Source organism: Ignatzschineria sp. RMDPL8A (assembly GCF_029815055.1).
GTDB lineage: Bacteria > Pseudomonadota > Gammaproteobacteria > Cardiobacteriales > Wohlfahrtiimonadaceae > CALZBJ01.
Genome location: NZ_JAPPWA010000002.1, coordinates 498,384 through 523,782, shown reverse-complemented (window position 1 = coordinate 523,782; position 25,399 = coordinate 498,384). Strand labels below are relative to the sequence as shown.

Genomic DNA, 25,399 nt, shown 5'->3' with positions numbered 1-25,399 from the left:
GACTTACTCTTTTCCGGCGGTACGTTTGGTTTTATCTAATACTCGACCAGCTAATTGCCCACATGCGGCATCAATATCTTCCCCACGAGTTTTACGGGTAACGACTACTATACCATAACCTTTTAGCGTGTTTCTAAAATGATTAATCTGCTTTTCGCTCGATGTTTTGTAGTCTGATCCGTCAAATGGATTGAAGGGAATTAAGTTGACTTTACCGGGGATATGACGAATTAGGCGCGCAAGTGCATGAGCATCTTCTTCACGGTCATTAATGCCTTTCAGCATTACATATTCCCAAGTGATTTTCTTACTCGGCGTTCCCTCGATATAAGCTTGGCACGCTTCAAGTAACTCTTCGATCGGATATTTTTGATTGATCGGAACGAGCTCATCACGCAGCGTGTTATACGGCGCATGAAGGGAAATGGCGAGCGCTAAATCAAGATCCTCTTTCAGACGATAGATCGCAGGTACCACGCCCGAGGTACTTAAGGTCACCCGACGTTTTGATAACCCTAATCCATAATCATCTAAGAAGATTTTCCCCGCAGCCACCACATTACGGTAATTAAGGAGCGGTTCCCCCATCCCCATAAATACGATGTTGGTGAGTTTACGCGGCGTGAAATTATCGATCTCTTCAAAATCATTTAAGAGCTTTTTCGCAAGCACCACTTGGCCGACAATCTCAGCTACGCTTAAATTGCGGTTAAAGCCCTGCTTACCCGTTGCACAAAAACTGCAATCGAGCGCACAGCCTACCTGTGATGAGATACAAAGTGTCCCGCGGCCATCTTCTGGAATATAGACCATCTCGATCGAGTTTCCAGAATCCATGCGCACGAGCCATTTTCGCGTACCATCGTTTGACGGCAAATCGCGAATCACCTCAGGCAATCCCAATGTCGCTACATTATTGAGCTTCTCACGCGTTTTTTTCGAGATATCGGTCATCTCATCGATGCTTGATACGCCCTTATGATAGAGCCACTTCATAATTTGAGTGGCCCTATATGGCTTTTCACCAAGCTCTTCGCAAAACGCTTGCATCCCGTCAAGCGGTAAACTGTATAAGTTTACTTTTTCAGTAACGGGAGCAACACGATCTATTTTTATCTCTTGCATACGAACTTATTTTGAACAAACGCCTACTTTACCAACAGCGTTTTCGCCAAAGAAATATTCGATTTCAACTTTCGCTGTTTCAGGCGCATCTGAACCGTGAACTGCGTTTGCGTCGATTGAGTCAGCAAAGTCATGACGAATCGTACCCGCTAATGCTTCTTTAGGGTTGGTTGCTCCCATGATGTCGCGGTGTTTAGCGATAACATTTTCGCCTTCTAACACAGAGATCATTACGGGGCCAGAGATCATGAATTCAACTAAATCGTTGAAGAAAGGACGCTCTTTATGCACTGCGTAGAAACCTTCTGCTTCTTCGCGAGTTAATTGAGCCATTTTCGCCGCTACAATTTTGAAACCTGCAGTTTCGAAACGTGAATAGATTGCACCAATTGCGTTTTTTGCAACTGCATCGGGCTTGATAATTGAAAGGGTTTGCTCTGTCATACAATCTCCTATAAAAACATCGCTATATAAAACATTGATTTTCCGCAAACGAAGACCGTTTACGGGAAATGGTAAACGATCAATTTTAGCATACTCTACACTCATTCATATAGTTTTAAATTTAAAAGGCGAATCCGCTTGTTAAAACAGATTCGCCTTCAAATTATTTTCACGCCAAATTGTGATTTGGTGCGTTAAAAAGGATTAACGGTACTCATCAAAGAGCGCCGTTGAGAGATAACGTTCACCAAACGAGGGCACGATCGCCACAATGCGTTTGCCACGATTTTCCTCTTTTTTTGCTTCTAAAAGCGCCGCGTAGATCGCCGCTCCTGAGGAGATACCCACTAAAAGCCCCTCTTTACGCGCCGCTGCTTTCGCCGTTTCAATGGCGCTATCGCTCGGCACCTTCACAATTTTATCGTAGATATCGGTATCTAATACGCTTGGGACAAATCCCGCACCGATCCCTTGGATTTTATGAGGGCCTGATGGCTCGCCCGATAAAACCGCCGATTCCGCAGGTTCAACCGCAATAATTTCAACATTCGGATTATGGGCTTTTAACACCTCGCCAATTCCGGTAATCGTACCGCCCGTACCGACGCCCGCAATAAAAATATCCACTTTACCATCGGTATCGTTTAAGATCTCGATCGCGGTGGTTTCTCGGTGAATCTCAGGATTTGCAAGGTTATCAAATTGCTGAGGAATAAAGATATTGGGGTTTTCTTCCGCCATCTCTTTCGCCTTGGCAATCGCGCCGCTCATGCCGGCTTTTCCATCGGTCAGCACAAGATTTGCGCCGTAACCTTTTAAGAGCATTTGACGCTCTTTACTCATGGTTTCTGGCATGGTGAGCGTTAATGGATAGCCCTTTGCCGCACAGACCATCGCAAGCCCGATTCCGGTATTTCCCGAGGTGGGCTCCACAATTTCAGAGTCTTTGGTTAAAAGCCCCTCTTTTTCTGCACGCGCAATCATCGCTACCGCAATGCGGTCTTTAATGGAGTGAGATGGATTGAAATACTCAAGTTTTACCACCACTTCCGCCGGCATGCCTTCAGTTAGGCGATTAAGGCGAACAAGCGGCGTATGCCCTACGAGTTCAGTCACATTATTTGCAATTTTCATTGTATATTTTCCTTCTGTTTATCAATAGAATTTGGCGACTCTGATTGATCTAAAACGGTTATCACCTGTTCCGCAATGGACTCCATCGCTCGGGGCGTTGGCATCATGCTCCAATACCCTTTTAATTCGTAAACCTGTCCGTTTTTCACGGCATTCATTCCCTCAAGACACGGCCATTTCACCTCAATGTTACGCACCGTTAATTGCTCGAGTGTGTCATAGTTTGCCGCCGAATCGCTATTTAAAATAATGATCCAATCGGGGTTGAGCGCAAAGAGCGCTTCGCTATTTATCGTCGGCGCATTGAGCGGCCCATCGTATAAAAGCGTTAATCCTAAATAATTGAAAAGATCTCGATGAAAGCTCTTTCCCACCGCAAGCGTCGGCACGTCTAATTCATACGCTCGTCCATCGCCATAAAACACGAGTCCGTTTCCTTGATCGGCTAATCGGTTTTGTTGCGCAGATAAATCGGTCTTTACCAGCGCTTTCTCGCCCGTCAAATCATCATTAGTAAACCCGCACGCCACTCTAATATTCGCGTAACTTGCTTCAATCTCATCGAGCGTATTGAGTAAAATGGTTTGAGCCGGCAGCCCAAGTTTTTTCATCTTCGCTACCATCTTCCCTGCATCACTTTGCTCAAGAAAAATCATCGTCGGTTTGAGGCGATAGAGCTGTTCTAAGTTGAGATTAAAATAACTACCCACCTCAACGCTTCTAAGCCCTTTTGGAATGAGCGAATATTCACTGTGGCCGACTAAATTTTCAGCTAGTCCCATCTCATCGATAATGGTGGTAAGCGCGGGAGAAAGCGTCACAATCCGTTCACAGCGATGCGCAAAACTGATCTGCATAATGAACGTCAGCAACAGCACAACAAGACTCTGCCTGATTCGCATCACGCGCCCCTCCTCACGGTCTATTTAGATCTCTTTTTAGTATTGAATTATCATACCACCCTTTTAAAGTCCTGTTAATTACAGCTTTTTGTAACTATTCAAGTATTCAATTGCACGGCATAAAAAAAGCGAATGAATCATTTCCAATTCACTCGCTTTCTGATTTTAAAGAGGAATTTATACCCGCTTAGAATTTAATATTGACGCCAACAAACCCTTCAATCCCGGGCTCGCGATAGCCTTTTGCATACTCATGTTTTTTATCAAATAGATTATTGATCTTCGCGGTAATTTCCACACTCTCATTGATTTGATACGTGGCCGCTACATCAAGCGTTGTGAATCCGCCGAGAGTTACCTCATCTTTATCTAATCGGCTACTGTAATACGTTGCACCCGCATTTAAATTAAAACGCTCAGTCGGTGCATAATTAAGTCCTGCACTTACTTGATGGCGTGGGCGACGCAGCATGCGCTCATACTCTTTTTCAGGCGCTTTCGATTTTGCATCGAGATAGGTATACGCAAAGGTCGCTCCAAGCATCTCATTGAGCTGCCATACACCCGCAACTTCAAGCCCCTTCATTTTTGCACGATCCACGTTTTCATATTTCCCTGTCCACGCACCAGGATAATCCGCGACATAATCGATCATGTTTTTATAGCGCGTATTAAAGTAAGTCACTTCAATTTCACTCGCTGTTGTTGGATTAAAGACAATTCCTAAATCAAAACCGCGGCTCGTTTCCGCTTTAAGTTCTTTATTGCCAACCCAATCACCGTACATTTGATAAACATTCGGCGCATTAAACCCTGTTCCGTAGGAGGCTTTTAGCGCGACTTGATCATTCACATTAAAGCGTGTGGTAGCACGGAATGTGGTTTTGCTGCCAAATTCAGAATGATCGTCATAACGCACACCGATCGTATTAAAGAGGCGATCGTTATAATCAAAATGCTGATCTAGATAAAGACTCTTCATGTTAGTGGTTTTAGATTGATCCCAATCGTCTTGAGATCCTTTTTCATGCGTATAAGTTGCACCAAACGCCGTTTTAAAATTTGGATTCAGCGTTAATACATTATTTAAATCAAATGACTGTATCTTTCCTTTAAAACCATATTCTGACTTTTCAGTACCTAGATACTCTCCTGTTATATGATCTTTCTGATCATACCCTGAATAATTATCTCGCTTAATATCATTAATACTATAAGCAACCGTTGTTGCTAAGCGATCATCAAATAACGATAAGTTTCCTGCAATGCGCCCTAAAAACTGTTTGTTACGCATATAGTCAGGATATACTCGGTTACCAGGCGCGTCATATTCAAGATATTGACGATTATAATGCGCCATCAGATCAATATCGAAGTTTTCACTAACGATAAAGTTCATATTGCCCGATAATACACGGTTTTTTTGACGATCTTTATCAAAATCTTTTTCAGGTTTTAGTGGATCATCATTTGATGTAACATCAATCCCCCGTTGATTTTCAACAGACCCTGCAATCGCATACGAAAAACGCTCAAATCCACCTGACGTTGAAAGCGTCGTACGAATGGTCTCACGAGAACCTGCCTCTAAACTTAAAACAGTTTCTGGCTCTTTTTGGCCTTTTTTCGTAAAGATTTGCACCACACCGCCCATCGCACTGGAACCATAGAGCGTACTTTGCGGGCCTTTTAACACTTCGATGCGATCAATGTTATTTAAGCGGCCAAGCAGAGTGAAATCAACCATTCGCCCTGTTCCCATCGCATCGCCCATCGGCACACCATCCACTAATACCAGCGAATGTTGACTACCAGCTCCGCGAATAAAGAGATTACTCGGGCCATTAATACTGGTACGGCTTAACGTGATTCCAGGCTTACTGTAGAGCGCTTCTTCAACGGTGCGATATTGGCGTTGATGGATTTCACTGCTAGAGACAACTTCGGTACGCGTTCCGGTTTTATCTTTGTCCGTTGCGATCCGGTTTGCAGTAAAAACGATCGCTTCTTCATCCGTTTGAGGGATATTTTGCGATGATTCATCTGCGTGTGCAGAGAGAGAAAAGAGAGTGGCAAGCGCCACGATCAGCGCTTTGGGCTTAAATTGATTGGTCATGAGCTCTAAAACCTCGAGAGTCGATGAATGAATAAATATAGGGGTCTGACTAAAAAAGCGCCTTCCAAGTGGAAGACGCTCTTATTACAGTGGCGGGCCCGCGTAGGATTCTCACCTACTTCCCTATGATCGCAATGAATTAGCTCATTAAGCGATGTAATAATGCTTTTGAAATTCCCGTTACTTCCATCAGTCGATCGTAATAACTACGGTCGATTACGAACTGACTAATATCTAATAATTTGAGAATAGATGCAACAATATCATCCCTATTTTCATTGATTTGCTGCGCTTGATCATCCGTTACTAATTTTGGCATTTCTGAACGCAAATAGCTCATGCTTGACGCAACAAAGAGTGGCGCAATGTGCATTTTTGCGTGAACGCGGCCAATCTCCCATTGAGTTTTAACGTATGCCGCATCCATCACCCCGGTAAATAACCCTTTTAACCAGTTAAAGTGCGTCTGTTTTAACGCCTCTAAACGGCCTTCTAAAAATGGCGCGGTTGCTGAGTTGTTGGTTAATTGATCATAAAAACGATCGGTTAACTGAGGTAACTGAGGAACGATAATCTCACCGACTTTTTTAAGACGCGCTAAATCTTCGTCTGTAAATTGGTTGATATCGAGTAACGCATCTAAATCTGTATCATTCGCACGAACGTCCTGTAACATATTTCCTTCCTATAATTAAGCTAATTAATTAAAGCGTGTCTTGCCTTTATCTTTTTAATTTGAAGACCACGCGCATCATCAGTTCGTTTATTAACCGTACCATTATGTCAGCACACTATGACGAGCGTATGACTCCCAATTGACGACAGAATCATAGCCTATTAATTAAGAAATGTTAAGTCTTTTTAACGCATATTAAGATTATAATTTAAAACGGAAAAATATTGTCACTAAAAACCGTAGAGTTGCTACAAAGCTAACAATAATCGGCATAAACAGCCCCCTATCGATTATCTGTAGTCGATTATTACAATTCATACCAATCGAAGATGGCGACAATATTAATTTTTTTAATCGCTCTCATTTGGAAATCCTCTCCACCAGATTCTGATAATCAATTGCAAAGAGAAGCAATTATTTATTCGACAATAGAAGGTATAAAAAGAGTGGTGCGCCCAAGATCGAGGTGATTACGCCCACAGGAAGATCGGCGGGATAGAGCATCGTTTGCGCCACAAGATCGGCACTCATCAATAAAACAGCACCAAGTAACGCCACCACCGGCCAATTTTGGCGATGATCATTGCCTAAGGTAATTCGCACAATATGCGGCACAATGAGCCCCACAAACCCAATTGGTCCTGCGAGCGAGACGGCATACCCCACCACCACGCTCACCATAATAAATAGAAGGGAGATCACTGGTTTTAGCGAAAGCCCGCGAGTTTGCGCTGCAACGCGCCCTAAAGAGAGGAGATTAAGATGCGGGGATAATCGGTAGATCGCCAATAAAAAGAGCCCACTTATCACCGCTAATTGCCAAAGTTCATGGGACTCCACGAGTGTCAGCCGGCCCATCATCCAATCGATCATCGCGAGCACTTTATGGGGCTCACCGATCGCTTGCAATAACATAATCAGGCTCGAAATAAAGAAGTTTAAAATCACCCCCACAAGCAGCAGCGTCAGCGTCTTTTCAAGATGACGAAAGCTCAATAGATAGATTAGCCCACTTACCGCGAGCGCCCCCAAAAACGCGCCAATTGCCGTACTTGATAGCCCAAAAATAGACAAGGCTCCCACTGAAATCCCAAAATGGATCACGAGCGCCACCCCGAGCGCCGCCCCACTGGCAACACCTAAAATAAAGGGCTCGGCAAGAGGATTTTGCAGCATCGCTTGATAGATCATCCCCGATAGTGCTAACACTGCGCCAATCATTCCCGCCGCCATCAATCGCGGAAGGCGAAAGGTCTTAATGAGCTCAAATCCGTCTGCAAAGTGACGTGTTTGATCATCCCACAAACCGGTCAAATTGCTGGGAAAAAACCACGGCACGCACCCCAATAAAATCAGCACGCAGAGCGTCAATCCGATCAGATACATTCGCTGTTTCATGATAAGAATGCTCCTCGCCCAGAGGTATCCTGCACAAATCGAAACGGAATCTCAAAGAGCGTCTCGAGGAGCTCGCCCGTTAAGATCACCTCTATGCTCCCCATTGCTAAAATCTTTCCACCCTTAAGCGCAATCAGATAATCGGCATAATCGAGCGCATCATTAATATCGTGGGTCACGCGTAAAATAGTCGATTGTGGCATGTTCGGATCTTGATGAATGGCGCAGATCAACTCATTTTGGGTATGGCGATATTTGGGATCGAGAAAACTTGCCGGTTCATCCAAGCAAAGATAAGGGGTATTTTGCGCAAGGATTGAGGCGAAAAATGCTCGCTGCCGCTCACCACCACTTAGCTCCCCGAGCCTACGGGTTTTAAAACTGGTCATCTCTGTTAATTGAAGCGCGCGCTGGATGATCGATTCATTTTCTTGGGCATCGCGCCCCCGATACGGAAACCGCCCCATCTCCACCAACATCTCCACCGTCATATAAGGATCGATCGTTTGTGTTTGCGGCAAAAAGGCGAGCGTTTGGGCAAGCGTTTGCGTGGAATAACGATCGAGCGACCGGCCATCAATAGTAATCGAGCGATACGAGAGAGAGTGGCGCTCAATCAACCGTAATAGCGCATGCAAAAACGTACTCTTTCCGGTGCCATTTGGGCCAATAATGGCGATATTTTTCCCTTTAGGAATGTGGCAATGATCGATCGCAAGCAGGGTTTTCCCGCCTTTAATTACCGTTAGTCCATCAATCTCAATACCCATAACGCCCCTCCTCCTCTATCTCCACAGTCTCCCCTCTTTTCATCCCCACCTCTACCGTAAACGAAAATGGATCGGAGGTAATGCTAAAACACCTGCCGCCCGATTCAGTTTCTCTCCGCGAAGTGCCTTATTAACCGCCTGTTCTGCACAACGATCAAGCCGTGCATAGCCACTACTTTGCGTGATTTCCGTCCGCTCCATTTGCCCTTGATGATTAATATAGAGATTGATCCGCACAATTCCCTCTTCACCTCGACGCCGTGAAATCTCAGGATAACAACTTTCGATGCCGCGTAAAATTCGCCCTTCAATGCCATGGCGTTGCGCCGGTGTTTGAAAGCCAATCTGTACCGCGCCGGCATGCTTCGCCCCTTTTTTTTGTTGATTGGCCTTTATCTTGGTCGTTTGAGGACGCGTAACGGGCTTTTTCTCCGCTGGCGGTTTTGTATGAGATTTCGTGTGAGGTTTCAATTCAGTTTTTTTAGATTCGGGAGTTTTAGGATCAGTATTATTAGACTCGGGGGCTTTAGAGGGCGCATCAATGGTGACCTCCGATTCCTTTGTACTCATCACTTGGTCTATTGCTGAGGGAATAATGGGATCATTGAATGGGTCATTGGTCGGTTCAGGCTCTTTTGAATCCGTCGGATCTAATCCTGTTTCAACCGGCTCAAGCTCGACCCAATGGATTGCCCCCGGTTCTGCTAAACCTTGCTGATCGTTTGCAGAATGAAGCGCAGCGAGCGCGCCGGCAAGGGTTAATGTTTGCTGATGATGCTGAGCCGATAAAAGATGAAATGCCCAACCATTTAGGCCAAGCGATAAGAGTAGCGCTATGCTAAAAATCCAGCCTTTCATCGGTTTTGCATTCACAGCGATACTCCTGCTTCAATCACGCATCACGCCTTTTTCGGGACAAAAAACTCCTCGATAATAATTCCGTGGAAAAGATAGTAAAGCAGTAGCGCACTCACCACAATCATAATGAGTCCCATCACCTTTTCATAACTGCCCGAATTGAGTTTCACCCCGTAATGATTGGGGCTTTCACGACTAAAAAGTAAGAGTGCCGAGAGGAAAATCACGCCACTCATAATCGCAAGGACCAAGAGCGCATCCCGGCTCTGCATCAAGATAAATTCAAGCCGTGGCAAGATCACCGACATAAAGCCCTCTTTAGTGGGAAGCGAGATAAATGTCCCCACCTCAAAGAGTTCAATCGCAGAGAGATCGAGCTTTAAAAACGCCTCGCGCACCTCGACAAAAAAGTAGGCAAGCGCTCCATAAAAAAGAAGCAAAGGGAGGGATGAAAACCACGCCGAAAGATTAACGTCATGAAGGCGTTTAATATAGAGCCAACCAAAGACCGCATAGTAAAAAAGACCATAGCCCGCAAGATAAAAACGAAGGTCGTAGAGCTTTTGTAAACTCGATTGATTAATCTGCGTCGCTTGAGCGTAGCTAAGATCATTATTGAGGTGCACGCCCATATTAATTTCATAGAGATCGCGAGTGTAAAGATTCGCCTCATCGATGCCGAGCACGCCAATAATAAAGCGGAGATCGTAAAAATAATGGAGCGCAACCGCCGCCAAACAGGAGACGATCACGAGCGTACCCATCCCTGCAAAAAACTGCAACGCTGTAATGCGGCGCGTCACCCAACTAGTCGTTCGTCCCATGCTCCCTCCCTCAATATTCAATTTATTTTAATGAAAAAAAGATCTCTAATCATCCATATTTTTCAGCATCGCGCGTAGATCACTTAAGGTCTGCGATGTCTTTTCCCGCTTCTCCTCATCGCTCACCGTCTCCCTATTTTTCCAAATCGCGTGTTCATCCGGTAATTCCCGTAAAAACCGGCTTGGCTGACAGCTCTCCCATTCGCCAAACCGCTTCCGCTGACGGCAATAAGTAATTTTAAGCTCTTCGCGCGCGCGGGTAATGCCTACATAAAAGAGCCGGCGCTCCTCTTCCACCATGCCCCCATCAATGCTGTTTTTATGGGGCAAAATATCTTCTTCAAGCCCCACCATAAAGACCGATGGAAATTCAAGCCCTTTTGCGCTGTGTAACGTCATTAAGGTTACCGCATCTTCCTCACGACTTTCCTCTTCATTTTCTAAAATAGAGACCAAGGTCAAATGTGAGAGAATTTCTGCGAGCGTTTTGCCCTGATCTTTAAACCAATCAGACAGCATTAAGACGTTGCGCTGTTTTCGCTCAAAGGCTTTTGGCGATCCGGCGGTTTCCCGCAGATAACTCTCATAATCAATATGCGCAAGCAGCCGCTCAAAGAGCTCGGCCACCTGAAATTCTTTCTCTTGGCACTTTTTAATAATTTGATAAAACGCATGACATTGATGCGCCGTTTGTCGCCCTAAATAGCTGTGCAATTGCGGATGGTTGAGCGTTTCAAAGAGCGTTAATTGATTGGCATCGGCAAACTCGGTGAGCTTGCGTAACGATACCGCCCCAATTTCCCGCCGTGGAATATTGATAATTCGCAACAGCGAGGCGCTATCTTCAGGATTGGCGATCAATTTTAAATATGAGAGCAGATCTTTAATCTCCGGCTGATCAAAAAAGCTCGCCCCACCCACCACTTTTGTGGGAATACCGCGCATGCGAAGCGCCATCTCAAAAGTTCGCGCTTGGTGATTACCTCGGTATAAAATCGCATAATCACGATATTTTCGATGATGAAACATCACCTCGTGTTGAATGGTAATCGCAACAAAACTCGCTTCATCGTCCGCACTTTTACACTCATGAATCTCAATCTTTTCCCCCTCACCAAGGCTCGACCAGAGCTTTTTATCATAAAGATGGGGATTGAGGGAAATCACATGGTTGGCCGCATTTAAAATATGGGAGGTGGAACGATAATTTTGCTCCAATTTCACCAGTTTCAACGCGGTAAAATCCTTCTCGAGCTGATGCAAATTTTCAGGACGCGCCCCACGCCATGCATAGATCGACTGATCGTCATCGCCGACCACGGTTAAATGCACGCCATCACCAATCAAATAACGCACCAGATCATATTGGCAGAGATTGGTATCTTGATACTCATCGACAAGCAGATATCGAATCCGCTCTTGCCAGGTTTTCCGCACCTCAAGATCATTTTTAAGCAGCAGTAGCGGCTTTAAAATTAGATCGTCAAAATCCACCGCATTATAGGCAAGTAACTGCGCTTCATACTGTTTGTAAATGAGGGCATTTTGCTGAGCAAGCTCATCTTTGGCAAAAGAGAGCGCTTCATCGGGGAGAATTTTATCGTTCTTCCACGTTGAGATCTGTTCAAGGGCAATTTTCGCCGCATCGGTATCTTCATGCAGAAGGGATTCCATCAGCTCAAGCGCATCTTTTTGGTCATAGATAGAGAAGTTTTTCCGAAGCCCAACCGCTTTCCCTTCCCGTTTTAAAATCGATAATCCCAGCGTATGAAAGGTGGAAACCCGCACCGCTCGCCCCTCTTCTCGCCCCAGCGTTTTTATTAAACGCTCACTCATCTCTTTTGCGGCTTTATTGGTAAAAGTCACCGCGTAGATCGTTTTTGGCGCATAGAAACGCTCACGGATTAAGAATTTAATCTTCTCCGTAATGACGCGGGTCTTCCCCGATCCCGCGCCCGCCAACACAAGCAGCGGCGCATCAATGGTGCGAACCGCTTCGGCCTGTTCTCGATTTAGATTAAACAAGGATTAAATCACTCGCGCTTTCAGAAGATGATGCATATTCACAACGCCGAGCAGCTCATTGTCATCACTTAATACCGGCAGTGCGGTAATGCGTTTTTCCTCCATAAGCGCCACCGCATCCACCGCTAAGGCATCGTGTTCGATGGTGTAAGGGTCGGTCGTCATACAAGTTTCAAGCGTCAATTCTGTAGGGTTTTCCCCTTTAACAAGCACTCGGCGAAGATCCCCTTCGGAGAAAACCCCTTCCACACGGCGCGCAGAATCGATCGACACCATAATGCCAACAGGGAATTTTGTCATCTCAAGCAGCACATCCGAGAGCGTTGCCTCTTTTGGCAGTACCGCACAATCTTCAAAGGGTTCCATCACATCGGAAACCCGCAGTAATAGACGGCGCCCCAATTTTCCACCAGGGTGAGAAAAGGCAAAATCATCAGCGGTAAATCCGCGCATCTCAAGGAGCGTCACCGCGATCGCATCGCCCATCGCAAGAGCCGCTGTGGTACTTGCCGTTGGCGCGAGCCCTAAAGGACAGGCCTCCTCTTTCACCTTCACTAAAATATGATAATCACTCAAACGAGCGAGCGAGGAATCGGCATTTCCGGTCAGTGAAATAAGCGGAATTGATTGGCGCGCAATGATCGGCACCACCGCCAAAATCTCATCGGTCTCCCCTGAATTTGAGAGCGCAATGACGATATCTTCTTTCGTTACCATGCCAAGATCGCCGTGGCTCGCTTCCGCTGGATGAACGAAAAAAGAAGGCGTTCCGGTACTTGCTAAGGTCGCGGCAATTTTACTGCCCACATGGCCCGATTTTCCCATTCCGGTCACAATCACGCGCCCTTTAATATTCTTAATGCGCTCGCAAACCTCAATAAAATACTCATCGATTTGAGATTGAAGATTTAACACTGCCTCGGACTCAATCGCGAGGACTTTTTTCGCGCGATTAATATAATTAGTTTGATTCATGTCGTGCCATTAAGATTAAAATTAAAGGTTAAATTATAACGGAAAACCGCGATGAAACCTAGCGGGACAAATTGGCGCGTTAAACGATCAAAATCATCACGTTTGCCATGAAACTCCGTTATAATGCCCCTTTATTCGCGATTTTAATACGGTGATATTCGATCTATGACAGCCCCTTTGCTTATTTTATATGGCACCGATGGTTGCCACCTTTGCGATACGATGGAAGACTTTTTAAAGGCCCATGAAATTGCATTTCACTATATCGATATTGCAAGCAATGATGCGCTCACCGAGGAGTTTGGCTGGGTAATTCCGGTACTCAAATATGGCGATCATTGCCTCACCGCGCCTCACAATTACGACACGCTGTTAGATCAACTCAATTTGAAAGGATAATTGCCATGCTGATCGATCTCTACGTCAACAATTTTGCCATTATTGAAGAGCTCAACCTCGATTTTGAGCCGGAACTGACCGTCATTAGCGGGGAAACCGGTGCTGGTAAATCATTAACGGTAGACGCGCTCGCCATTGTGCTCGGTGGCAAAGCCGATGCCTCGATGATCTACCAAGGCCACGATCAAGGCGAGGTAATTGCAACCTTCGATATTCGCAATATTCCCGATGCCAAACGTTGGCTTGAAGAGAATGCCATCGAAAATAGCGATGATCTCTGCATTTTACGCCGGGTTATCTCTTCAAAAGGGCGGAGCCGCGGCTTTATTAATGGTCGATCAATGCCCCTTCACGCCCTAAAAGCGCTTGGGGAAAAGCTCGTCGATATTCACGGACAACATGCACACCAATCGCTCACAAAAACAAGCGAACAACGTAAACTTGTCGATCAATATTCGGGCTCAACGGAAAAAGTGGCGGAACTAACGGATCTTACCCGCCGTCTGCAAGAGCTGGAAACTAAATTACACGATCTTAAAAACCAAGATGAAGCAGCGCAAGATCGCATCAACTTTTTAAAATTCCAACTCGCTGAATTTACCAATATCGCCCCTCAGGAAAATGAGTGGGAAGAGATCTCCGATCGGTTTGATTATCTGAGCAATTTTGAGGAGCGTTTAAGCGGGATTCAGCACTGTCTTGATCTGCTTGGCAATGACGATCAGGGCATCACGCGCATGCTCAATCAATTGCAACAAGGCTTGGAAACCTTAAGTCGCCAAAGCGAGAGTTTTAACGACCTTGGCGATATGATCAATAACGCGCTCATTCTCTGCTCAGAGTCGGAAAATGAGTTGAGTCGCCGTCTTGATCTTGAAAATTTTGACCCAGAAGAGATGCAGATTGTAGAAGCTCGGATGAAAGAGCTCAACAGCCTCGCGCGAAAACACCGCATCGACCCGGAGCGACTCCTCGATAAACAGCATGAGCTCGAAGCGGAGCTTAAATCGCAAGATGTCTCTGATGAGGAGCTTGAAGAGCTGCAAGCAAAAATTGATCTTCTTAAAGACGAATGGCAAGAGCGCGCCGATGAGATCACCCAACTTCGCTTAACGGGCGCGGCGGAACTCAATGAAAAAATCACCGATTCAATGCAAGGTCTTGCGATGGAAGGCGGGCAATTTGAGGTGAGTTTTGTCCCCGCGATGCCCTATCATCCTTACGGCAATGAGGCGATTGAGTTTTTAGTCTCCGCAAACCCCGGCCAGCCACTGCAACCCCTTGGAAAAGTGGCCTCCGGTGGGGAGCTTGCGCGAATTAGCCTCTCCATCTCCGTAATTTTAAGCATGCGCTCATCGCTACCGACATTGATCTTTGACGAGGTCGATACCGGTGTTGGCGGTGCAGTTGCGGAAATTATCGGAAAGCATCTTCAAGATATTAGTATCGGGCGCCAAGTCTTCTGCGTAACCCATCTACCGCAAGTGGCGAGCTTTGGCCATCACCATCTTAAAGTCGAAAAAACCAAAGGCGAAAAATCGACTCAAACCGCAATTCGTACCCTTAAAGGCGATCACCGCGTTGATGAAATTGCCCGCATGCTCGGCGGCGTAAAACTTACCGATGCCACCTATCAACACGCCCGCGAAATGCTCGAAGGGAATGCAGGAAAAGTATAGTTTCATTCACTAACCGTATTATAAATAAACAAAACGCTCATGCAGATTACGCTTATCGGCCCAAGGTATCGGCCGGTTTAGGTTTTAACGCATGGGCGTTTTTTATATCAAACGAAGGGAGCGCCACCAATTTTCGTGCCAATTAATCCCACTTTAATGGGAAATTGCTGACTTCTATCAACTTACAAAAAAGATATATCGTCTTCCCACTAGTATTTGCCGATCTTTATGATAATTTACATTGTATAAATATAAATAAAAAAGTAACTAAACAAAATAAAGCGAAGTAGTAGAGACCGGGCCCTTTAATTGAAAAGATAAGGAGGATCATTTTTATGAATCCACGCCGCAAAAAAAAGCTTCTTCCACTTCTGGTGGTGGCTGCGATTGGGTTTGTGGGCGCCTATGGAGGCGCTAAAGCAATCACCAAAAGCCGTACACTTCCGAGTGCGTCAACTGCTACCAACAACTATTCTCCAGAGATCATTGCTCGCGGTGAATATATTGCTCATACCGCCGACTGTGCTGCCTGTCATACCGCACCGAACGCGCCTAAATATGCCGGTGGCCTTGCGATGCAAACGCCAATTGGTGCAATCTATTCGACCAATATCACTCCCGATAAAGAGACCGGGATCGGAACTTATACGCTCGCAGAATTTACCACTGCGGTAAAACATGGGGTTCGTCAAGATGGTGCTCCGCTCTACCCTGCGATGCCCTATCCTTCGTACACCATCATGCCCGATGAGGACATTGAGGCGCTCTACGCCTATTTTATGAAGGAAGTGAAACCGGTTAAATTTGCGAACGCCGATTCGACGATTCCTCCGATCTTAAACTGGCGCTGGCCGGTGGCGTACTGGCAATTCCTCTTCTCGCCCGAACGTGAATTTACCCCTGAAACCGATAAAGATGCTCTTTATAATCACGGCGCATATTTAGTGGAAGGCCCGGGACACTGTGGCGCCTGCCACACCCCTCGCGGCATTGCTTATCAAGAAAAAGCCTACTCAATGAAAGATGGGAATGATTTCTTATCCGGCGCGATTATTGATGGCTGGCGTGCAAAATCCCTTCGTGGTGAAGCGCGCGGCCTACAATCGTGGAGCCAAGAAGAGATTCAAACCTTCTTGAAAACTGGTCGTACCGATAAAGTATCGGCCTTTGGTGCGATGACCGATGTAATCAATCACAGTACGCAATATTTCACCGATCACGACATTGAAAGCATTGCCTATTACTTAAAATCGCTCTCTCCGGCACCGGGTAAAGAAATCACCCTTCCGAAGAAAGAAGATACTACGACCGCAGCGCTTCTTGCAGGCAAAGACAAATCAAAAGGCGCAATCCTCTATATGGATAACTGCGTTACCTGTCACCGCGTTGACGGAAAAGGGGTAGCTCGCGTAATTCCTGCCCTTGCCGATAACAGTGCGATCTTTGCGCGTAATGCTCAATCGATCATTCAGATCACCCTTGATGGCGGTAAAATGCCTGAAACTCCTGCGGATATCATGGCGTTCACCATGCCCGGATTTAGTCATTTAGGCGATGAAGATATTGCCGAAGTGATCAACTTTATTCGTAACAGCTGGGGCAACCAAGCACCGAAGGTTGATCCGAGCGATGTGGCGCGTACTCGCCATTTCCTCAAAACTAAATCCCCGCATATCGTCTATGATGCGAACGCACAAGGAGATCGCCATGAGTAAGCTACGTCTCGTTTCATCCCTAATCGCCATCTGTGCTGTGGGCGGATTTGCAGCCTATTCTCTCATGAAAGCACCGCCTTTAACCGAGAGCAATGGCACGGTTTATAACGTTATCGATAAAGATAAAAACGTCGTCGGAACCTATACAATTCCAAGCGATGTAGAGATCTTAAACGAGCCCAATGCCGATGAGATCTTATGGGGCAAACGCCTACATACCGATACCAAGCGTCTCCTACCGGATAATGTTGGTGCGGCGATGAACTGTAATAGTTGCCATATTGCTGGCGGTAAAGCAGCATACGGCGCGCACTATCTCAACTCGAAAAATCGCTATCCACGCGTCATGCCCCGTTCTGGAAAAGAGCTTGATCTTGCGGGACGCGTCAACGGTTGTTTCCAACGATCAATGAATGGAAAACCGCTTCCGGTTGAGTCCAAAGAGATGAAAGCGATGATCGCCTATATGGATTGGCTCAGTAAAGATATTCCAAAAGGCCAAATGATCGATATTCCGATCGCAGGCCCGGTAGATGAGAGCCTTGTAGGCGATACCACTCGTGGCGCACGAATCTATGCAGAAAACTGCGCATCGTGCCACGGTAATAATGGCGAAGGCCTGAAAGATGAGCGCGGCGACATTATTTTCCCACCACTTTGGGGCGATGAGTCCTTCAATATCGGTGCGGGAATGGCGCGTACTTATAAAGCGGCGGCGTTTGTGAAATACGCGATGCCAATGAGTATCAGTCACCAAGGCCTTTGGGGACAAGGAAATCTCTTAGATGACCAAGATGCCGTTGACGTATCGGAGTTTTTCACTCACATGCCCCGTCCTGACTTCCCCGGTAAAGTCAATGACTGGCCAAATGGCAATAAACCCAAAGATGCGCGTTATTAATCGTTATTAATTCTTAATTATTGATAACCCAATAAATAAAATCCTCAGTAATCGTCACTTATGGTGATTCATTACTGGGGATTTTTTATGCTTGGATACACGTGAAACATCGCATCTATGGCGGTTATTCAAGTTCCGCAGCTAAAAACGCTTCAACGGATTCTTTTTCATCCCACGCTCTGACAACCGTTGGGTCAAGATGAAAGAGAAAATGCCAACCGGATTCATCGGTATAGGTGAGCGCTTCTCCATCTTCAGAACCGGCAAATTCTCGTGAAACGGGAATCCCTTTTTCAGCAAAATGCTCAGTGACCGCGACGACGATCGCCTCGCGAGATTCAATATAAGCAAGCGCCTCATCATTTGGAATAATATAGGCATCAACGCGGGTCATTCCTTCGATGAGATTGGGCTCATCTGCCTCATCGCTCCCCATCTCATCCCAAAGATGCACCGGCTCCCAACTAAAAAAGATCGCGTTTTCATGATCGGTAAACATCGTGTGAGACAAAAGAAAATCTGCCCCGCAATAACGCACTAAATAGGACGCAGGCAAGGATTGATAGGGAATGGAATAATCGGTAAAGGTCACATCATCGATCTCGTAGGTTTCAATCTCGACAAACGGGATCGATCGAATAAAGGCGTGGATATTTTCCTCAAACTCAAAAACGCCCACGGTGTGCATCTGATCGAACTGACCGATTTTTAATAGATATGGCATAAACGCTCCTGCATTCGCTCGTAAAGTGAGCTCTATTATAGGATATGCGTCTTAATCTCGTAGCCTAAATCACGATATTCACGATAGCGATTCCGACTAATTTGAATGCTGTCAGGATTTTTGGTGATAATCTCGAAAATGCGCTGAAATTCGGTATGGCGCGTTGGAAAGGTGCGCGAGAGATTGATCAACAGAGAGCGATTCGGTACCGCAAATTCTTCCGCCGAGAGATAGATCAGATCGAGCGTATCAATATCGTCAGCGGATGTTAAGACCGTATGCGGAATAAAGGCATCATCTCGCATGCCCCAGATCGCGCGGTCGGCATCGTTCATAAATTCTTTATCATCAAAAAGAAGGTAGGCCGGCTCCCGCGCTTCATACGCTTTTTCCACGAGTTTTAGCACCAACCCAAGACGCGCACTCTCTTTTGCAGTGGGCAACACATAAAAACTGATCTCAGCCATGGAATCCTTTACTCGTCTCTTGAATATTTTTGCACTAAAGTCTGAAAATTTCGTGGTTTAAGGTAAAATAATAGCATTAAAATCACGATCACGATAAGTAAACGACAAGTTAACCAGAAAACGAATGAAATTTGAATTATTAAAAACTGATGGCACGGCGCGCCGTGGCCGACTTACCTTCGAACGGGGCACCATTGAAACCCCGATTTTTATGCCTGTGGGCACGATCGCGACCGTTAAGGGAGTGACGCCTAAAAACCTAGAAGAGATGAATGCACAAATTGTGCTCGGCAACACCTTCCATCTCTGGCTTCGCCCGGGCCTTGATGTGATTAAAGCGCACGGCGATCTTCATGACTTTATGCGTTGGGATAAACCGATCTTGACCGACTCCGGCGGATTCCAAGTCTTTTCGCTCGCGGAACTGCGAAAAATTGAAGAGAAAGGGGTTACCTTCCGCTCGCCATTTGATGGCCGTAAATGTTTCTTAGATCCTGAAACCTCCATGGAGATTCAGCGGGTTTTAGGCTCCGATATTGTGATGGCTTTTGACGAATGTACGCCCTATCCCGCGACCCATCAACAAGCAAAAGAATCGATGGAGCTCTCCATGCGCTGGGCAAAACGCTCAAAAGATGCCTTTACTAAAAATAATCCCAACTCGCTTTTCGGGATAGTTCAAGGTGGAATGTATGAAGATCTTCGCACCATTTCTGTAGAAAAACTCACCGAGATCGATTTCCACGGATACGCAATTGGCGGCCTTGCGGTTGGGGAACCGATGGAAGATCGTCACCGCATTTTAGAGCACCTCAATCCGCTCATGCCGAAAGATAAACCGCGCTACTTAATGGGCGTTGGGAAACCGGAAGATTTAGTGGAAGGGGTATCGCGCGGGGTCGATATGTTTGACTGCGTGATTCCAACTCGAAACGCACGAAACGGCCATCTCTTTACCCGCTTTGGCGATGTGCGCATTAAAAATGCCCGTTATGAGCTCGATACGCGTCCGATCGATTCAACCTGTAGTTGCTACACCTGTCAGAATTTCACCCGCTCGTACCTGCGCCATTTAACCCGCACTAAAGAAATTTTAGGGGCGCATTTAAATAGCATTCACAATCTGCATTATTTCCTTGATCTAATGCAATCGATCCGTGATGCCATTGATGCTGGTACCTTTGATGAATTTAAGAAAACGTTCTACGAAGAGCGCTCCTATGTAGCGAAAGGACATTAATTTCCGCATGAATCTGATACGCCGTTATCTACGCCGTGAGATCCTCTCGACCTTTGCCGCCGTGCTGATCGTGTTGATCTCCATTTTGCTGGTACAGCGCCTCGCCTTCTACCTCAATCAAGTGTTAGATGGCACGCTGTCGCAATCGGCTGTTTTCTCACTGCTCGGGCTGCAAGTGGTGCGTTTTATCACGGAACTGTTGCCGCTCAGTTTTCTGCTCGCTTCCATTTTAGCGTTCGGGCGGCTCTATAAAGACAGTGAGATGACGGCGATGTATGCGCTCGGCGTATCGGTTTCATCGGTGTATCGCGTCCTTCTCGGCATGGCGATTCCCCTTGGTGTTTTGCTCACGGTACTCAACTTTTGGATTGTGCCCGAAATTGCCAAACAACAAGATGAAGTGCTTCGCAAAGCTCGCGAAGATGCGCAGTTAACCATTATCAAACCCGGTATTTTTAGAGAATTTGCCCGCGGAAAGCATACGATCTATGTGCAAGGCATTGATAAAAAAGAGGATGAACTGCAAAATATCTTCATCAAAACCCGCGAAAAAGATCATACCTATTCCATCACCCTAGCGGAAAAAGGCTATCAAATTATCTCACCGGAAAACGTGCGTTTTATCCTTCTGAATGATGGCTCGCGCACCCATGTGAAGAAAAATGGAGAGACCGATCGCCTCTTTTTCAATGAGATGATTATTCGCCTTGATTCAGACGATTCTCTTACGTGGCCAAAAGCGATCTCCTATAGCGCGAGCGAGGTATTCCCCGGAAAAACTTTGGCGCAAAAGGCCGAATTTCACCGCCGGATCGCATCCCCCATCTCTGTCTTTATCTTAGTGCTGATGATTCCCGCTCTTTCTCACTCAAAACCGCGTGAAGGACGTTTTAATAAGCTCATTTTAGGGGTGATCTTCTATGTGATCTACTTTAACTTAATCGGCGTTGGGCAAGCGTGGATTAAGAAGGGATCGGTCTCGCCAGAGGTTGGCCTTTGGTGGATTCACGGGCTTAACCTTGTCTTTGCCCTCATCATTTCAACACGACACAATAAGGCGGTTTAGATGATTAAGATCGATCAATATACCTTTAAAACGACGCTCTTTTTCACCCTGCTCTGCTTGCTGCTTTTGGTGATTATCGAGACCTTTTTTACCTTTTTAAATGAACTGCAAGATCTTGGCACCTCCGATTATTCACTCATTCATGTGGCAAGTTATATTCTCTTTGATACGCCGACTCGGGTCTATCGCATCTTCCCGATGGCGCTTCTTTTAGGGGCACTTTTAGGGCTTGGGCAACTGGCGAGTAATAGTGAGCTCACCGCGATTCGTACCGCCGGATTTAGTAAGCTTCGCACCATTTATGGCGCGATCTTTGCCACCATCTTTTTAAGCGCGATTGTGGCGCTGATTGGCGAATTTATGATTCCCATCACCGAACAGCGCGCGCAAGAGATGAGCCGAAAAACCACCAAAGGCCAAGGCTTTTGGGCCATTGATGGCCATTACATTGTGGAAGTGGGATCGACCTTAAATGGCGATCTGCGCAATATTACCCTCTATGATGCGCACGATCAGCTCCTTAACCAAGTGACCACTGCATCCAAGGCAGAGATTGACCACGATTCATGGCATTTCCCCGATGCCGCAAGCACAACCTTTAGCGAAGAAAAAATCTCAAAAACACCTAAAAAAGCGGCCGAGATTCCGATCGTGATTGACAATCAAGCACTCACCGCGTTAACAAGTGCGCCAGAATCTTTATCGGCGCAAAAGTTGTGGGAATTTATCCGTTATCTTGATCGCAATGGCCTCGATAGCAGTGAGCATCGCCTCGCTTTCTGGTCGAAGATTTTCCATCCGCTCACCAATATCTCCATGATCTTAATTGCCGCTCCGCTTGTCTTCGCGCAGCAGCGCCAAAAAGGGATCGGTGAACGGATTTTAATCGGCGTCGTCCTCGGGCTCTGTATCTATCTTGCGACCCAAATGCTCGGGCACTTTATCTTGATCGCGGGCTTTGCCCCCATTATTGGAGCGCTCATTCCAACGCTGCTTGCGATTACCATCGCCTTTGTACTCTTTAGGTTGGTGCCCAATTAACGTTTTAGCTAAACAATTAAGCTGGCCACTATCAAAATAAACAGCGACAAAAAAGACCTTATCCTCAAGTTATCCACAGTTAACAGGGTATAAGGTCTTTTTTTAGTCTTAAAGAAATTCAGACAGTCCTTAGTCCTTAACCAAAAAGCGCAATCAATTCTCGAAGCTCTAAAAGTTTTGCTTCCAAAAGATTCGTATCCTCTTTCACCTCAAGATTAAGACGGAGTAGCGGCTCGGTATTGGACGCGCGGACATTGATTCGCCATCTATCAAACTCAAGGCTCAATCCATCGGTATGATCAATTGTGCGCGCTGAATCCCGATAGTGTGCTTCAAGCTCGCGCAGGACTTTTTCTGTTGATTGAACGCTAAAGTTTTGCTCACCACTGCAAGGAAAACGCGCCTTACTCTCGGCAATCAGCTCCGACAAGGATTTCCCCGTCGTCACCAGGAGTTCAACCACCAGGAGCCAAGGAATCATTCCTGAATCGCAATAGTTAAACGCTCTAAAATAGTGATGTGCACTCATCTCGCCACCATAGATCGCCGACTCTTTGAGCATCGTCTCTTTCATCGGAGAGTGCCCACCGGGCGACATCACCGCGCGACCGCCCGCTTGATTAATCTCATATTGGCTATTCCAGATCATCCGCGTATCGGTCACCACCGTTTCACCGGGGCAATGACTCAGTATCTGCTTCGCAAGAAGCCCAACAAGATAGGAAGGATCGACAAATTCACCCTGATGATCAAAGAAAAAGCAGCGATCAAAATCCCCATCCCACGCGACGCCTAAATCCGCGCCATTTTCCCGTACCGCTCGAGCGGTCTCTAAGCGATTTTCATGAAGTAAGGGATTGGGAATCCCGTTTGGGAACTGGCTATCGGGCCTGTTATGAATCTTAATCATCTCGATCGGAAGATGGCTTTGTAAACGATCAAGCACCGGCCCTGCCGTTCCATTACCCGCATTAACCACCACTTTAAGCGGCTTTTGCCCTTCCTTGGCGCGAAGGTTCGCGATATCGATAAAGGAGAGAATCTTTTCAATGTAAGCGGATTTATCATAATGAAAGGAGAGCGCCCCATACTCACCTGAAGCCTTGTCAATCACAGGAAGAAAATCCTGCTGCGCAATTCGCTCGGAGAGTTTTTTAAGCCCCGTTGCATAGCTAATCGGCGCGGACCCTTTGCCCACAAATTTCATCCCCGCATATTCAACGGGATTGTGGCTCGCCGTCACCATAATGCCACCATCAGCCGCTTGATCGGTAGTATGAAAATAGACCTCTTCGGTCCCACAAAGACCGATCGACACCACATCAACACCGGAATCTCGCAATCCAGCAATTAAATAATCCGTTAGAAATAGACTCGCATAACGAATATCAAATCCCACCACCACTTTTTTAGGCAAAAATTCTGTAGCAAACCCGCGCCCGACAGCGTAAAAAAGGCTAGAGTTAATCTCTGAAGGCAATTTTCCGCGCAGATCATACGCTTTAAATCCCGATAATGACAGTTGATTCATCTCCGTTTTCTCCTCTACATAAAAAAACGCATCGATCATTATTACATGCGATGCGTTTTTGACAAATCATTGATGATTTATTGGTGACAATTTATTGGAATGGGTCACGAATCACAACGGTTTCAACACGATCAGGACCGGTTGAAATCACATCGATCGGCGCACCGACGAGCGCTTCAATGCGTTTGATATAGTTGATCGCATTTTGTGGCAGATCATCCATACTTTGCGCACCGACTGTGCTCTCAGTCCAACCGGGCATGGTTTCATACACCGGCTCACAGCGACCGAAGTTTTCCGCGCCATAAGGCGGATAATCCACTTTTTTGCCATCTAAAATATAGTGCGTACAGAGTTTCACTTCGTCCATACCATCTAACACATCAAGTTTCGTGAGGCAGAGCCCTGAGATACTATTGATATCCACTGAACGGCGAAGTACCGGCACATCAAACCAACCGCAACGACGGGCGCGACCGGTTACAGAACCAAATTCGTTACCGCGTTTTGCTAAACCTTGACCAATTTCGCAGGTCAATTCTGTTGGGAATGGGCCTGATCCAACGCGCGTTACATACGCTTTGACAATCCCTAAGGTGTAGTTTAAGTAAAGAGGTCCTACGCCTGAACCCGTTGCCGCGCCCCCTGCTGAGGTGTTGCTTGAGGTCACAAATGGATAGGTTCCGTGGTCGATATCAAGGAAGGTTCCTTGCGCCCCTTCAAACATCACTTTATCACCGCGATCGCGATGTTTGCGAAGTTCGTGAGACACATCTGCAACAAGTGGAAGCAAGCGTTTTGCAAGTTCCATCGTTTCGTTATAAACCTCATCAACCGACATCGCTTCTTTACCAAGATATTCGGTTAAAACGAAGTTGTGATATTCCATCACCGCTTCCAGTTTTTGACGGAACTGTTCTGGGTGGAAAAGATCGGCAACGCGAACCGCACGGCGCGCCACTTTATCTTCATAAGTTGGTCCGATTCCGCGACCGGTAGTCCCGATCTTCATCTTGCCCAATTTCTCTTCACGCGCTTGGTCAATCGCAACGTGATAAGGCATCACAAGCGGACACGCTTCAGAGATTTTAAGACGCTCATCAACGTTGACGCCACGGCTTAATAATTCATCCATTTCACTGAGTAATGCAGACGGTGATAACACCACGCCATTCCCAATATAACAAGTGATATGATCACGCAAAATACCTGAAGGAATCAGGCGAAGCACGGTTTTTTCACCATTAATTACGAGCGTATGACCCGCATTGTGGCCTCCTTGGAAGCGAACCACCGCTTTCGCGCGTTCGGTAAGAAGATCTACAATTTTCCCTTTACCCTCGTCACCCCATTGTGTGCCGATGATAACTACATTATTACCCATCTAAA

At 46.3% G+C, this 25,399-nt stretch carries 23 protein-coding genes and 1 riboswitch; of the genes, 7 read left to right on the top strand and 16 right to left on the bottom strand.

What is annotated here, in order from left to right:
• Positions 1-3: 3 nt before the first annotated feature.
• The 12 genes from rlmN to OXI21_RS03935 form a co-directional block, all read right to left on the bottom strand.
• Positions 4-1,125 (bottom strand): 23S rRNA (adenine(2503)-C(2))-methyltransferase RlmN, encoded by a 1,122-nt coding sequence (rlmN, locus tag OXI21_RS03990; RefSeq protein WP_279618269.1) that lies wholly within the window; start codon positions 1,123-1,125, stop codon positions 4-6.
• 6 nt (positions 1,126-1,131) lie between these two features.
• Positions 1,132-1,569 (bottom strand): nucleoside-diphosphate kinase, encoded by a 438-nt coding sequence (gene ndk, locus OXI21_RS03985; RefSeq protein WP_279618268.1) that lies wholly within the window; start codon positions 1,567-1,569, stop codon positions 1,132-1,134.
• Positions 1,570-1,773: 204 nt separating this feature from the next.
• On the bottom strand, positions 1,774-2,703 hold the full coding sequence (gene cysK / locus OXI21_RS03980; protein ID WP_279618267.1) for a cysteine synthase A: 930 nt from the start codon (positions 2,701-2,703) through the stop codon (positions 1,774-1,776).
• Entirely contained in the window at positions 2,700-3,605 is a 906-nt protein-coding gene (locus tag OXI21_RS03975; RefSeq protein ID WP_279618266.1) for an ABC transporter substrate-binding protein, read from the bottom strand. Before OXI21_RS03975 ends, cysK begins: the two co-directional genes overlap by 4 nt.
• Before the next feature lie 187 nt (positions 3,606-3,792).
• Complete coding sequence (locus tag OXI21_RS03970) at positions 3,793-5,721, bottom strand: TonB-dependent receptor (protein WP_279618265.1); 1,929 nt, start codon at positions 5,719-5,721, stop codon at positions 3,793-3,795.
• A 22-nt stretch (positions 5,722-5,743) separates the two neighbouring features.
• Positions 5,744-5,897: riboswitch (cobalamin riboswitch) on the bottom strand.
• Positions 5,861-6,397, bottom strand: a complete 537-nt coding sequence (locus tag OXI21_RS03965; protein ID WP_279618264.1) for a protoglobin domain-containing protein — start codon at positions 6,395-6,397, stop codon at positions 5,861-5,863. Its footprint overlaps the riboswitch before it by 37 nt.
• Before the next feature lie 414 nt (positions 6,398-6,811).
• Positions 6,812-7,795 carry an iron ABC transporter permease gene (locus OXI21_RS03960; RefSeq protein ID WP_279618263.1) on the bottom strand — a complete coding sequence of 328 codons (984 nt, stop codon included), beginning with the start codon at positions 7,793-7,795 and terminating at the stop codon, positions 6,812-6,814.
• Positions 7,792-8,565, bottom strand: a complete 774-nt coding sequence (locus tag OXI21_RS03955) for an ABC transporter ATP-binding protein (RefSeq protein ID WP_279618262.1) — start codon at positions 8,563-8,565, stop codon at positions 7,792-7,794. Before OXI21_RS03955 ends, OXI21_RS03960 begins: the two co-directional genes overlap by 4 nt.
• Positions 8,566-8,616: 51 nt before the next feature.
• Positions 8,617-9,438 carry a TonB family protein gene (locus tag OXI21_RS03950; protein WP_279618261.1) on the bottom strand — a complete coding sequence of 274 codons (822 nt, stop codon included), beginning with the start codon at positions 9,436-9,438 and terminating at the stop codon, positions 8,617-8,619.
• Between the two features lie 26 nt (positions 9,439-9,464).
• Positions 9,465-10,247, bottom strand: a complete 783-nt coding sequence (locus OXI21_RS03945) for a hypothetical protein (protein WP_279618260.1) — start codon at positions 10,245-10,247, stop codon at positions 9,465-9,467.
• Positions 10,248-10,292: 45 nt separating this feature from the next.
• Positions 10,293-12,272 (bottom strand): UvrD-helicase domain-containing protein, encoded by a 1,980-nt coding sequence (locus OXI21_RS03940; protein WP_279618259.1) that lies wholly within the window; start codon positions 12,270-12,272, stop codon positions 10,293-10,295.
• Between the two features lie 3 nt (positions 12,273-12,275).
• A complete protein-coding gene (locus tag OXI21_RS03935) occupies positions 12,276-13,247 on the bottom strand; it encodes a KpsF/GutQ family sugar-phosphate isomerase (protein WP_279618258.1) in 972 nt (323 codons plus the stop codon).
• A gap of 165 nt (positions 13,248-13,412) precedes the next feature.
• Here OXI21_RS03935 and OXI21_RS03930 point away from each other — a divergent pair, with 165 nt between their 5' ends.
• The 4 genes from OXI21_RS03930 to OXI21_RS03915 all read left to right on the top strand — a co-directional run bounded on the left by OXI21_RS03930 (position 13,413) and on the right by OXI21_RS03915 (position 17,941).
• Positions 13,413-13,646 carry a glutaredoxin family protein gene (locus tag OXI21_RS03930; RefSeq protein WP_279618257.1) on the top strand — a complete coding sequence of 78 codons (234 nt, stop codon included), beginning with the start codon at positions 13,413-13,415 and terminating at the stop codon, positions 13,644-13,646.
• 5 nt (positions 13,647-13,651) lie between these two features.
• Positions 13,652-15,325: a DNA repair protein RecN gene (gene recN / locus OXI21_RS03925; protein ID WP_279618256.1), complete on the top strand. Its 1,674-nt coding sequence runs from the start codon at positions 13,652-13,654 to the stop codon at positions 15,323-15,325.
• Between the two features lie 335 nt (positions 15,326-15,660).
• On the top strand, positions 15,661-17,040 hold the full coding sequence (locus OXI21_RS03920; protein ID WP_279618255.1) for a c-type cytochrome: 1,380 nt from the start codon (positions 15,661-15,663) through the stop codon (positions 17,038-17,040).
• A complete protein-coding gene (locus OXI21_RS03915; protein WP_279618254.1) occupies positions 17,033-17,941 on the top strand; it encodes a c-type cytochrome in 909 nt (302 codons plus the stop codon). Before OXI21_RS03920 ends, OXI21_RS03915 begins: the two co-directional genes overlap by 8 nt.
• Before the next feature lie 124 nt (positions 17,942-18,065).
• Here OXI21_RS03915 and OXI21_RS03910 read toward each other — a convergent pair whose 3' ends face one another.
• Positions 18,066-18,665 carry a hypothetical protein gene (locus OXI21_RS03910; RefSeq protein WP_279618253.1) on the bottom strand — a complete coding sequence of 200 codons (600 nt, stop codon included), beginning with the start codon at positions 18,663-18,665 and terminating at the stop codon, positions 18,066-18,068.
• A gap of 35 nt (positions 18,666-18,700) precedes the next feature.
• Complete coding sequence (locus OXI21_RS03905; protein WP_279618252.1) at positions 18,701-19,132, bottom strand: DNA polymerase III subunit chi; 432 nt, start codon at positions 19,130-19,132, stop codon at positions 18,701-18,703.
• A 124-nt stretch (positions 19,133-19,256) separates the two neighbouring features.
• Between OXI21_RS03905 and tgt the strand changes: the two genes are divergently transcribed.
• Genes tgt through lptG form a run of 3 tightly spaced genes read left to right on the top strand, consistent with a single transcriptional unit; the run spans position 19,257 to position 22,479 of the window.
• Positions 19,257-20,372, top strand: a complete 1,116-nt coding sequence (gene tgt / locus OXI21_RS03900; protein ID WP_279618251.1) for a tRNA guanosine(34) transglycosylase Tgt — start codon at positions 19,257-19,259, stop codon at positions 20,370-20,372.
• Between the two features lie 7 nt (positions 20,373-20,379).
• Positions 20,380-21,438: an LPS export ABC transporter permease LptF gene (gene lptF / locus OXI21_RS03895; RefSeq protein ID WP_279618250.1), complete on the top strand. Its 1,059-nt coding sequence runs from the start codon at positions 20,380-20,382 to the stop codon at positions 21,436-21,438.
• Positions 21,439-22,479 (top strand): LPS export ABC transporter permease LptG, encoded by a 1,041-nt coding sequence (gene lptG, locus OXI21_RS03890; RefSeq protein WP_279618249.1) that lies wholly within the window; start codon positions 21,439-21,441, stop codon positions 22,477-22,479.
• Between the two features lie 136 nt (positions 22,480-22,615).
• Here the strand turns inward: lptG and OXI21_RS03885 are convergent, their stop codons facing one another.
• Together OXI21_RS03885 and OXI21_RS03880 are read right to left on the bottom strand one after the other, a co-directional pair.
• A complete protein-coding gene (locus tag OXI21_RS03885; protein WP_279618248.1) occupies positions 22,616-24,010 on the bottom strand; it encodes a phosphomannomutase CpsG in 1,395 nt (464 codons plus the stop codon).
• 91 nt (positions 24,011-24,101) lie between these two features.
• Positions 24,102-25,394: an adenylosuccinate synthase gene (locus OXI21_RS03880; protein WP_279618247.1), complete on the bottom strand. Its 1,293-nt coding sequence runs from the start codon at positions 25,392-25,394 to the stop codon at positions 24,102-24,104.
• Positions 25,395-25,399 lie beyond the last annotated feature (5 nt).